7 protein-coding genes and 3 tRNA genes are annotated in these 11725 nt (G+C 39.4%); 7 read left to right on the forward strand and 3 right to left on the reverse strand.

From position 1 onward, the window contains the following. Positions 1-9 precede the first annotated feature (9 nt). From UABAM_RS20975 to UABAM_RS20985, 3 genes are all read right to left on the reverse strand, one after another. On the reverse strand, positions 10-3501 hold the full coding sequence (locus UABAM_RS20975) for a protein kinase (protein WP_151969957.1): 3492 nt from the start codon (positions 3499-3501) through the stop codon (positions 10-12). 12 nt (positions 3502-3513) lie between these two features. Beyond that, entirely contained in the window at positions 3514-4599 is a 1086-nt protein-coding gene (locus UABAM_RS20980) for a polysaccharide deacetylase family protein (RefSeq protein ID WP_151969958.1), read from the reverse strand. Between the two features lie 148 nt (positions 4600-4747). Beyond that, the gene (locus UABAM_RS20985) at positions 4748-7750 is read right to left on the reverse strand and encodes a serine/threonine-protein kinase (protein WP_173013468.1); all 3003 of its coding nucleotides are present in this window, start codon (positions 7748-7750) and stop codon (positions 4748-4750) included. A 190-nt stretch (positions 7751-7940) separates the two neighbouring features. Here UABAM_RS20985 and UABAM_RS20990 point away from each other — a divergent pair, with 190 nt between their 5' ends. From UABAM_RS20990 to UABAM_RS21020, 7 genes are all read left to right on the forward strand, one after another. Beyond that, entirely contained in the window at positions 7941-8447 is a 507-nt protein-coding gene (locus UABAM_RS20990; RefSeq protein WP_151969960.1) for an RNA polymerase sigma factor, read from the forward strand. A gap of 5 nt (positions 8448-8452) precedes the next feature. Next, positions 8453-8794: a hypothetical protein gene (locus UABAM_RS20995; protein ID WP_151969961.1), complete on the forward strand. Its 342-nt coding sequence runs from the start codon at positions 8453-8455 to the stop codon at positions 8792-8794. An 11-nt stretch (positions 8795-8805) separates the two neighbouring features. Continuing rightward, positions 8806-8881: transfer RNA gene (locus UABAM_RS21000), tRNA-Gly, on the forward strand. A 5-nt stretch (positions 8882-8886) separates the two neighbouring features. Beyond that, a tRNA-Gly gene (locus UABAM_RS21005) sits at positions 8887-8959 on the forward strand. Positions 8960-9566: 607 nt separating this feature from the next. Then, positions 9567-9637 (forward strand) — tRNA-Gly (locus UABAM_RS21010). A 22-nt stretch (positions 9638-9659) separates the two neighbouring features. Continuing rightward, the gene (locus tag UABAM_RS21015; RefSeq protein ID WP_151969962.1) at positions 9660-10493 is read left to right on the forward strand and encodes a S1 family peptidase; all 834 of its coding nucleotides are present in this window, start codon (positions 9660-9662) and stop codon (positions 10491-10493) included. Between the two features lie 145 nt (positions 10494-10638). Beyond that, positions 10639-11712 carry a pentapeptide repeat-containing protein gene (locus tag UABAM_RS21020; RefSeq protein WP_151969963.1) on the forward strand — a complete coding sequence of 358 codons (1074 nt, stop codon included), beginning with the start codon at positions 10639-10641 and terminating at the stop codon, positions 11710-11712. Positions 11713-11725: the final 13 nt, after the last annotated feature.

Consider the following 11725-nt stretch of genomic DNA (forward strand, 5'->3'; position numbering starts at 1 on the left):
CGTCGTTCCTTAAAATTGCCATTCGAAGGCCCACAGTTTTATAATTCCATCACTTCCTGCCGAGTAACCGAAAAATCCTTGTGGATCGAGATGAACTTTGACTACTTTTCCGGTATGAGCCTGTATTTGGTTTATACATTTCTCTTGTTCAAAGTCCCAAAGATATAAATTACCGCGATTGCTTCCTAGCAGTGCAACGTTCTGTTCTCGGGAAATGGACATAGAGGTAAGCGCTTCATTGGTGGCGATTTTATATACATCGTTACAATTTCCGCTACGCATACTCCATATTTTTAAACAACCATCGGTACCACAAGATACCATCGCTGCTTTTTCCGGATCGAGAATGCTAATTTGTGAAGTTGGACCAGCAGTTTTGTTGGTTTGTAATATACATTTTTGGGTGGATGTTTCCCAAAATTTGATGTTGCCTTGTAGAGAACTACTGATAATAACCGAATGGTCGTCGGTTATTGCTAAGTCGGTGATGTAGTCGATACTTTGACATATACCAAGAGGATCTCCGCTTTGATGGTTCCAAAATTGAATTGTTCCATCAGAACTTGCGGAAATAAGTGTGTCATTGATTGTTTTTACGCAGGTGATATTATTGGTATGGCCTTCCAATATTTTCCAGTTGTCAGACTCGGGACTCCATAAATGTACGAAGTGGTTGTTATCACCAAAACACAGGTTGCGTTTGTTGGGTGTCATTACAAAGCACGAAAAGTCGTATTTGCTTTTTTGCCAAAAAACATCACAACTTTTTTCGGAGACTTGCCAGCGGTATAGACGACTATTCTCGCAGATGGAGAAGAAATAATCATCATTAAGAATTAGAAAGTCTTTGATGCCACTGTCGTGGTAAAAAATGGAGATTAATTTGTGATTATTGATCTCTCGTGAGCGTGCTCCATATTTTTTTGTGATGGCCGTAACATTCTTCAATGTTTCTAGATACAAATTTTCATTGGTGGTATCGAGGATTTTTTTGTAAAAATCAAGGGCCTTTTCGACTTTGTTGTTGTGGATAAAGTTTTCCGCCTTGTCTTGCCAAAAAGCAACTTGCTGCCGTTCTTCCAGTGATACGGGTTGCGTTAAACGATCGAGGACAAATGGGGATTCTACCCAACAAGGACAGCGTCGCAAGCTGATGTCCTCAAAAACGCGTACTGTACCGTCGACATATCCAGCAATGATAATGGATTTGTCACGAGAAAGCGTAATTTGCGTGATGCTTTTGCGGTTTCCTTGTAGCATGGCTATTTTTGTATTGGAGGGCACATCCAAAATGTGAATGTTACCGCATGCATCTCCTGAAACCGCCATGGAACCATCAGAGCTAAGAGATAGAGAGGTGATGTCTCCTTGCAAATTGCACATTTGCGCAATACAACCACCGTTGAGTATATCCCAAACGCGTACAGTTTTATCCCAACTTCCCGAAGCAACAATGTCTCCTTCATTGGAAATATCAACACAGTTGACGCAATCTTCATGTTCGTCGAGACTGAGCAAACATTCGCCATTTTCTACGTTCCACACCTTTACCGTTTTGTCGAGACTTCCCGAAACAAAAAGCTTACCTGTGCTGGTAATGGCAATACTGGTTACCGCCTTGTTGTGCTCTTTTAATTCATGTGTACATGTGTGCGATTTCATATTCCATATTTTGATGTTCGAGTCGCCGTGAATCGAAATTCCCACTTCTTTGTTCTCACCAAAAACAATATCGCTCATATGTTCACTAAAAAAGCTACGGTGTATGCGTCCAGTTCGTGATAGCGGAATTTGCATGGAACTTTGTACTTGTTGCTGTTTTTCGCCTTGTGGCCAGCTCCAAATATGCTCAATACCATCAATTGTGGTTACCGATATATATCTCTTTTTCTTGGTGATCGCCAAGTCGATGATGTTTCTTCTTGTGTAAAATGTACGTACATGACTCCAGTTGTTTTTGGGGTGTTGTATTTTGAGTGCCTCGCTGTGAAAACCTTTTTCAAAATATTCTCTGGCTTTTGGCCAGTCTCCCATTGAGGTTACCACCATTCCGTAAGCTAAAAATAGGTCGAAATATGGTAAAGGATAGTTGAGCCCTTCGCTCCACGCTTGGTGGGCACTTTTTTCATCTTGTAGTGCAAGACAACTTGCTCCCATCAGGTACCATAACTCTTGAGTGGCATTTTCCGTTTTCACTAAGGAACGAAATATCTGTCGTGCTTTTTCGTATTCTCCCATGCGATAGTATAGCAAGCCTTCGAGAAATTGTAGTTGTTCGTCTTTCTGTGTTATTTTGTCTAACTCTTCGACCATATCCTGAATAAAACTTCCAAATTCGAGGCACACCATACACTGAAATCTAATGATTTTTTGCGGATCTATGTATTGAAGATCTTTGGTACTTTCCAAGCATTCGCGCAATGAAATTTTTTGTTCGCGTAGTTGCAGTAATTTCAGATTTAAAATGGCAGAAATACGATCGGTGTGCAGAAGTGAGACGTCACGTAAAATACTTTTGGCTTTTTGCGGATCTTTATTGTCTATTTCGCCAAGAGCACGGTTATTGAGGGATATAGAGAGTAAACTTGTGTCAGGAAATGTTTCCGCTATGTAGTTGATGCCTGTATAGCTTTCGTATATTTTGTGTAGATTCGATTTTATTGTGGCGAAAGAAGGACGACTTTGTGGCGAAGGTGACAAGCACGACGCAACTAGTTCGGAAAACTCATTGAATACATAGGAATATTTTTGCTTTAAAGTTGGTATACTCCCACGCTCGTGTTTGCGTGTGTAGAAAGCGAATAGTTTTTTCAAATTGCCTTCGAAGTAAAAGGGGAATTCGCGCGTGCACATGTAGTACACAAGCATACCAAATGCATACACATCGGCCGCAAAATTTTCTTTCCACGAAAAGTTGGTGGTGAGAAAAAATTCGGGAGGAAGAGTTGCAAATTTTTTATATATTTTTTGTGCGTCAAAGTCAAAGGGATCTTCTGTAAATAACGGGCGCAAACCTCGTGCGGCGTTTTCTAAATTTTCGGCAAACTCCCAACGAATGTTGTTTATTTTGATACGTCCATTTTGTGAAACGATAATGTTGTCGGGAAGAAGGGCACCATGCACTACTCTTTCATCGTGAAGATATTCCATTCCTTGGCTAATTTGGATGGCAAATTCCAAAATTTGCGGAAAGTTTTCCGTTGAGTACTGCAACGGGATCGATGTTAAATTTTTCCCCACGGTGTTTTCAATGAACAGACACGGTTTGCTATCAAAAGTTTTGGTAAAATATGCACATACCACGTTGGGATGTGAACTGACCTCAATCCAAGTTTGTGCTTCGTCGTATAGAAAATCTTGAGACCCCTGTAAATCCTTAATCACGCGCACAACCACGTATTCTCTCCACGAGTTATGCCAAACTTTGTGGTCGGTGTAGTACGCTGTTTCATTTAGGATTTTTTCAAAACAATATTTTTTGTGTAAAACATTCGTATTCATAATTTTTCCGGCCTATGCGTCTAATGCATTTTTCATGGCTAATTGAGCTCTTTCACATGCTTGGATGTATAAATCGGCAACATTTTGGTATTGCATTTGATTTGAAGAGGAGTCTAGTTGTTCGAGATATTCTTCTGTAAAGCAATAGTCATGGGCAAAAAGTAAACTTTTCCATGCTTTGCGAATTGCCAATGCTTCGGGATCTTTTTTCTCTTTTTCGATAATGAGATCTCGTGCTTGTGCTGCAAGTTGGTGTAATCTTTTGTCTTGAATGAGCGCTGGGCCCAGCTCTGCTTCATTTTCTGCTCGTTCGATGAGCGGAAAAGGTAGAGAAAAGTGAAAATTACCCGCGCCCTGTAGTCCTTCGATAAAAAAGCGCAGTCTTTGGATTGCTGAACGTGGACCTTCTTGAAAAAATGGTGTCTCAGCGCTGACATGTAACATTAGAACGGGTTTATCTGCTTTATCAAAAAGGTGAAATAGTTCATTGGTGAAGTCTTTCGCGGTAATTTTACCGGTGAATAAATCGTTGATTTTTTCCTCTGAACTGACAAGGCCGTTTGTATAGCTTGAAATAACATGTATATGTGAGTTTTTTAAACCACGCATTTTGTGAATGGTCGAGGTGCTCTCAGGTGCTTTTTTGTAAAAATCGACGATGCAATTTCCGGAAAGAAGAGCACATTTGAAACCAGCTTTCTTTAAAATACCAGGCATATAAACATCAATCCATCCCTCTTGAGGCATGAAAATATTTGTCGATTTACCAAAAGTTTCTTTGTTTACTTCGTGTGCAAATCCTAGTTGATGGAGTATTTCAGTCTTGGAAAGTTGTGTAAAAGCCGCACTACTAAATCCTTTTGTGGCGATGATACTCTGCTCTTTGGATACCATATTTTTAAGCGATTGGATAATTTCTTCTTGACGCTGTGTATGTAGTCTTTCAAGAACACGCCCCGATATAGCGTGAACTGTAGGTAACATCAAGTCGTTACACATGTTGAGTAGCGGATTGTACGCCTTTTCGCAAAGTTGCGTAAACATTTCTTGAGGAACTTTTTGTGGGTTATAGTCGAGGACAACGACAACTTCTATCATTTTATATCTCCATTACTATTCCATATGACACCCAAGCAAACCAAAAACCACCAATAAACTTTTTATTATTGGCAGCACAGCTCTATTTTACAAAAAAATTAGTGTGTGTCATTAACTAAATCTGATTTTGTGAATAGAACCGCAACAACTACTTTTTCTCTAAAACCTTTAATAACGATTGCTCAAGGTTTTCTAACTGACGATACCAGTTTTGTTGTTCCGAAGTCAACTTGAGTAAGTAAAAACCAAATTGAACATGACGATATGCCAACGCCATTTTCTGTAATTTACGGTATAAGTTTGCTTGGCGGATGTAAACCTTCACACTGACAGGGAGATATTTTACGAATTCGTCATATACGTGTTGTGTGGGGAAGCGTTTACTGTGGAAAAAAGAATAACGTGAAGTTTTTTGTGCCAAATCATATAGTAGTTTTAGCACTTTGTCATCAACGCTTTTTTGTAAGAGACTGCGAATGCGCAACAACTCTAGTTGATACAGAGAGTCGTAATAGAAGCGGGGATCTTGTTCCTGACATTTTTGTAACTTTTTGAGCAATTGATGTGCTTGGGTGGAGGAAAGGCCATCTTTAAATTTTCGGCATATTTGGTCTATGGAATACCAAGTATTTAGTTTGTGCGCGTCTTTTCCTTTGTAGTTTTTCAAAACTTGTGAGAACTGCGGATGGTTTTGTGCAAGTAGACAACGCAAAATTTGTCCTTGAAGTTCTATGCCCGACTTTTTGTACAGATTTAATAGGAAGTCACCGGGTAAAGTGTGGTAATTTTTTACCATCGAAAATATATTGGGTTTTTTCTTCACAAGTTGTGGAATTTTTTCGCGAAACAGAGGGTGTGCTTTGGCGATTTTCTTTTTGAAACTTTTTGTGGCAAATTTATCGAGGCGCTGCAGACGGTAAAAGTACCAATTTAAATCCAGCAAAAGCAACAATTGTTGTTCGAGGGGAAGTTCTTGTAAATCACCCTTATTTAAGAAAGAAATTTGTAGTGGATCGCGACGGATGGCTTGCCAACGATAAAGGGTACTTGTCGCTTTATTGCCACGTATTTTTTCTATTTTACTTTGGTGATCCATAAAATCTTTGCCGTTCTCCATAAAATTTACTAATTGTGAAAGTTTTTCGTCATCTTTTGCATATACTTTTATCGAAAGTTTTATTGCGTCTGCATAAGCGTTAAAAAGTGGCTTGTTAAATGTAAAGTTACATTGCATTTTTTGCGACCACTTTCCCAACAAAATATTTACCAAAAAAAAGTGCGGGTAGTCTTTTTGTGTATGGTACAGCTGCGCTAGTTGTTCTTTATTCTCTTTTATTTTGCTACGTGTATAGAAATAGCGTGTTTCCGTCAATTCGGGATACAGTGAAAAAAGTCCACGCGATAATTTCGCCACTTTGGAATGATTTTTGGTGGCATGTGCTTTTAGCAAAGGTAACATATGTGCAAAGACTGTTTTGTCTAAATTTTTTGCGACAAAATTTTCTAAATGTTTCCAGTTGTTGCCTTTGTCGCGGGAGTGTAAAATCCAGTATTGTAAAAATGCGTCGTTGATGTTCTTTTCTTGTTGTTGAAAATCATCATGTGGGTTCCAGTTACCTAGTGCAAAAAAAGCGTTTTCAAACTGACCCAATGGATAATAGCACACGGGATGAAAAATTTGCGGTTGTAGTTGTGGGTATCTACGCGCGAAAATATCGCTATAAACGAGTAACAAGTGATACTGACCTAGACAAGCAAAAGTGCGAAGGCAATAGTACACGCCAACAGCACCGTATTTTTCTGCACGTAGAACCGCTGGGGTAAGTTCAAAAGCGCGTTTCCATTTACCGCGATACACATAACTGACGAGTTTACATAGTGGGTCACCAGTGTAAATTTTGTGATCGCGAATATTTTCCATTCCACTGAGCTGCCGTGCACATTCCTGGAACTGTTTTTGTTGCGCGGCTAAAATACAATCTTGTAATTTTTTTTCTAACACGGACAGCTTTACCGTTGCCTGTTGTTTTTCTTCGGTTTCCTGCCCCGCGAAGCGATTGATTGTGACACCGATCACAAGCCCTGTGAGCAAGAAGCAAAACATAACAATATATATGTACTGATTTTGTCGTTGTTTGCGTCGACTAGCAATGTAACGTTTACTGCGCGACAAATCAAAATCGCTACCATACTTAGCACGAAGTTTCTGTAATTTACGAATCTCTTCACTGGAAACTTCGATACTTGGTTTCCACTTGCGATTTATTACGGTATCGTCGTAAATAATTGTTGTCGAGTCTGTTTTTAACTCGTAAAAAATAGTGGCGAGTTCGTCAACGAGATCTTTACAGGAAGGTAAGCGGTTTTGTGCGTCTTTTTCCAAACACTTTTCTACTATCAATGAAATTTTTTGGTAAATAGGAACTTCATTTTTGGCTTGTTGCGGCAAGATCTCCCATAGGGAGGGGACATTGCGATTGGTGACAGCATTCCAAGTGGATATTGTCGTTGCCTTTTGAAAAGGAGAGAGTTTTGCCCAAGCAAAAAATTGATAGAGTGTTGTTCCAACGCTAAAGACATCGCTATTTTTGCTAATGAGACCTTCTATTTGTTCTGGGCTCATGTACGCAGGTGTACCGACGGCACCTCCTTGAGTCAAATCATTCGGACGATGCTCTAGATCCTTGCCAAGACCTAGATCTAATAGTTTTACATTTTTACGTCGTTCGTCTACCATGATATTGAGAGGTTTTATGTCGCGATGGATAATACCAGCGGTGTTAATAAGGTACACCGCTTGTGAAATTTGAATGGCAATGGCAAGCTGCTCTTTCAAGCTGAGGCTAGATGGCTTATTTTGAATAATTTCTTCTAAAGATACGCCTTCTGCATATTCCATTACCAAAAAGATATGATCACCTATTTCATAGAAATCGTACGCTTTGACGATATTTGGGTGATTGATCGCCGAAAGAAATTCATATTCGCGAATAGCTCTTTCTCGTGTTTGTGACCTTGTATTTGCCGGGAAAATGATCTGTTTTATCGCAACTTTTTCCTTTGTCTGAATATTATAACCAAGGTAAACACGTCCCATACCACCACTGCCGATGATTTTGCCTAATTTGTATTTTGAGTGTAAATTTTGCAAGTGGACCTCCCCCATTTTTTTGACAGGATTCCTGTCAAAAATACTTTATAAAACCCAATCAATATCTTACATGCTTACGTATCTATCTGCAAAAAAGAATAAAAAAAATATTTTTATGAAAGTTTTTTACAACAGTGAACGATTTTCGTAATGTACAAACGAAATGGATCGTTTTTAGCGAGGAACAGTTATGAAAACCGAGGACGAACAAGATTCGGATATCGATCTTGAAAAATTACAAAGGGGTCATCGCGATGAGTTTGACAAAATATATCAAAAGTATGCTAGTAAGGTTTTTATGTATGCATACCGAGCTTTATCCCATCGCGAAGATGCCGAAGAAATAATACAAGAAGTTTTTTCCGAGATATGGCAGCAACGCCAAAAAATCCACTCGGAAGGTTTTATTTGGAAATTGGTTCGCTGTCGCTGCATTGATCGCTTGCGCAAGAAAAAAGTTCAATGCATCAGTGACGAACACTTGGATCAAGTTTACCGCGAAAGTGACATTGGCAAACGTTTAATCCAAGAAGAACAACGACAAAAGATACTGCAAAAAATCTCCGAAGGTGAAAGACAAGTACTCAGCTTGTTAATGAAAGGTTTAACAAGGCAAGAAATCGCTGAGCTACTCAAAACGCCGATTGGAACAATTGACTCGCGGTTACATCGCCTTAAAAATAAATTGAAAGGATGAATATCATGGGTGTCGAAAAAGACAATGGAAATGCTCAGGACGAAGGAAATGCCGATGGAGCAGGTGTAAATATCGATGGTGCAGATGTAAATATTGAATTGTTCATCCATGAGCAGTTACCAGTGGAAGAACAACAAAAATTACAGAAACTCTACGCAAACGATATTATTTTTCAAAAACAAATAGATGAAAAGTACCAAGAAAGCGATCTGCAAAAAGATCTGGAACAACAAGGATGCGAAGCATATGATTTTTTAACCGAAAACTTTTGTATAGACGAAGATGTTGTGTTTAGTGAAAAACAGCAACAAGGTTTATGGAAAAAAATTCAACTTCGCATTCAATAAAATTACTCTACGCGGACATAGCTCAGCGGCTAGAGCACAAGCTTGCCATGCTTGGGGTCGTGGGTTCGAATCCCATTGTCCGCTCCATTTTCGCGGGTGTAGCTCAATTGGCAGAGCACTGGATTTCCATTCCAGGTGTTGTGGGTTCAAATCCCATCACCCGCTTTAGGGTGTGTCATCAATTAAAGTTTATTTAATATTAAAGTCATTGTAAATTCTAGCTAGGCGTTACAATGGCCATGTCCAACAGTTCGCTGTTGTTTTATTTAAATGAAACTACTTCAACTTGCAGTTGCAATTGTACAATTTGGTCGTGTAAAGTGTTTGAAGTATTATTACTTACGATCAAAATTACAAAACCATTTTGTTATGTAGTTTCAAAGAACTCATAGCTAGGTTATTTAAATAAGGAGCAACGACGCTAGTATTTAGAAGGTCTCAATAGTGAATGAAGATTAATTGATGACACGCCCTACACAAAAAAAAGAAAAAATTTGTATTTTTGACATTTTTAGGGATATAATAAGTGAGTCTACACCCTTGTTTGTAGATAACAAAAACCTAAAAGATCTTTTAGTTGTGTTTTGCTCGGAAATAGGTTGCATTTTGGTAAAGTGCTAGGTGCGCTAGGCCCTCCAAATGCCTAAGTTTGGTGTTCGATTCACCATTTTACCAGCAATACTATTTATGTATCCACAAGCCAGGTGGCGCTGGGCCGTCATAAAGCCCAAGATAAGGTTCAATTCCTCGTGGATGTTTGAGCATGTAACTTGTCCGTTAGCTTAATTAGTAAAGTGCAGGCCTTCCACGCCTGAGATAAAGGTGCAAATCCTTTACGGACTCTCTTTTTTCACCCGGAAACCTCATGCGTATTTTTTTCATCTTTCTCTTTTTTATCTGTAGCTGTTTTTATTCCCCCCCACAAATCACAACCCCTTATCGTGGATCTATTGGTAAAGAAGACCATGAAACAGAGCGTTTCCTGCTTGAAAAGATAGCACAAACAAAAACAGCAACGACAAAACAACTTATCTCGCAACTCTCCACCACCAAGTGCACGCTAAAAACACCCATGGCAAATCATCATAAAATGACAGGTAGTGATATTTATCAACAATACACAAAGAGTGTTGTTATTGTGGCGCAAAGATATCTGTGTGGAAATTGCAGCCAGTGGCATGTTGCTACCTCCTCGGGATTTATGATAAGCGAATCGGGAGCGTGTGTGACGAGTTACCATGTTATTGACGACAACAAAGCAGAACGTTTTATTGTCATATCTGTAGATAAAAAATGTTATGGAATTGAACGTGTTCTTGCCGCAGATAAACACAATGATTTTGTCGTCTTGCAGCTCATCGGACACAAATTTCCCATGCCTGCTCCATTGGCGAAGCCGACTATTGGGAGAAAAGTGTATGTGATTAGCCACCCTCAACGTCGCTACTATTCCTTAACTTCGGGAATTATTTCGCGACTATTTACCCCTGAGTCTCGTTCCACGAACATCCCTTACGTTACTATTACTGCCGATTATGCCACGGGCTCTAGTGGTGCCCCTATTTTTGATGAATATGGAAATGTAATTGGAGTGGTGAGCTACACTCAGTCGGCGTATGCTGGGCGAGATGTGCAAATGGTATTTAAAAATGCCACCAATGCTATCGCAATTCTGAAAGTAGTTAAAGTGAGTCATTAATATGCGATGCCCTCAGAATTTCAATTCTTTATTTACACTCCACTGCAAAATACAAAACTTATTTTCCTGACTCTTAAACAATGCAAATATGCTATCATAAACACGTACAAAAACGAAAAATACATTATTTTAGGAAAATAATTTTATGAAAAACTTTGTTGTTTGCCTGTGTTTTATTTCTCTAGTTTGTCTATTTGCTGACGAAAAGAGCGCTCATAGTACTTCGCACGATGTTGCGCAGTTGGATGCACTGAAAAAAGGTAGTGAAAATTGGAATATGTGGCGTGTTGCTCATCCACATGCCAAAGTAAATCTGCAAAAAGTCGACTTGCAGGAGGTGGACTTAAGCAATGCCAATTTAAAAAATGCCAATCTTAGCGGAGCAAATCTTTCCAAAGTAAATCTGAGCAATGCTGATTTGCGGTATGCCAACTTAACGAATGCCAATCTGTCGGAAGCCAATTTAACAAACGTTAAGGCGATAGAGGCTAACTTTGACGGTGCTACGCTTGATAAGGTAAATTGTTCTCGCGGAATGTTCCATCGTGCGAGTTTTATTGCCTCTAGTATGAAAAAACTGAACGCCGTGCACGCGGCTTTTATTGGCGCAAACTTTAGTAAAGCCAATTTGAAAGACGGTAATTTGTACATGTCTCACTGCATGGGAATTGTTGCTATGGACAGCAATTTCGAAAACGTAAATACGTTTTACTGCAACTTGGCAGGTATGAAATTTGGAGAAAACGTGTCCGCCAGCGAAGAGGGAAAGGTCAAAGTTGGTTGGTCAGACATGCCACTTGTTGGCTATGATGAAAAGCAATGCGCTATGGTAAAAGACGGCGCGGAGAAGTGGAATGAATGGCGTGCAAAAAATCCAAAAGTTATGGTGAGCTTTCAGGGAGCAGATTTAGCAAACGCAAACTTTGATGGATTTGATTTGCGGGGGGCGCATTTTGAAGGAGCGGTTCTAACCGGGGCGTCTTTTAAAAATGCCAACTTGGGAAAAACGAGTTTTGCAGGGGCCAATCTACAAAAGGCAAATTTCGATAAAGCCGATTTAAAAAATACAAATTTAGAGGGTTGCGACTTGCAGTGGGTGGTATTCGACAATGCCACAATTGACAACACCGCGTTACTCGGTTCTAATTTAGAGTGGGCGAGTGTTAATAACGTTGACAAAACCAAATGGAAAAAAGCCATCACCACAAGCGGTAAATAATTTGATACTCCAA

Origin of the sequence: Candidatus Uabimicrobium amorphum, from assembly GCF_009002475.1 — a bacterium.
Lineage (GTDB): Bacteria > Planctomycetota > Uabimicrobiia > Uabimicrobiales > Uabimicrobiaceae > Uabimicrobium > Uabimicrobium amorphum.

What these genes read in the sequence shown, in the direction of transcription:
- UABAM_RS20975 (WP_151969957.1), bottom strand. Translation starts at nt 3,501, where the DNA reads ATGAATACGAATGTTTTACACAAAAAATATTGTTTTGAAAAAATCCTA.
- UABAM_RS20980 (WP_151969958.1), bottom strand. Translation starts at nt 4,599, where the DNA reads ATGATAGAAGTTGTCGTTGTCCTCGACTATAACCCACAAAAAGTTCCT.
- UABAM_RS20990 (WP_151969960.1), top strand. Translation starts at nt 7,941, where the DNA reads ATGAAAACCGAGGACGAACAAGATTCGGATATCGATCTTGAAAAATTA.
- UABAM_RS20995 (WP_151969961.1), top strand. Translation starts at nt 8,453, where the DNA reads ATGGGTGTCGAAAAAGACAATGGAAATGCTCAGGACGAAGGAAATGCC.
- UABAM_RS21015 (WP_151969962.1), top strand. Translation starts at nt 9,660, where the DNA reads ATGCGTATTTTTTTCATCTTTCTCTTTTTTATCTGTAGCTGTTTTTAT.
- UABAM_RS21020 (WP_151969963.1), top strand. Translation starts at nt 10,639, where the DNA reads ATGAAAAACTTTGTTGTTTGCCTGTGTTTTATTTCTCTAGTTTGTCTA.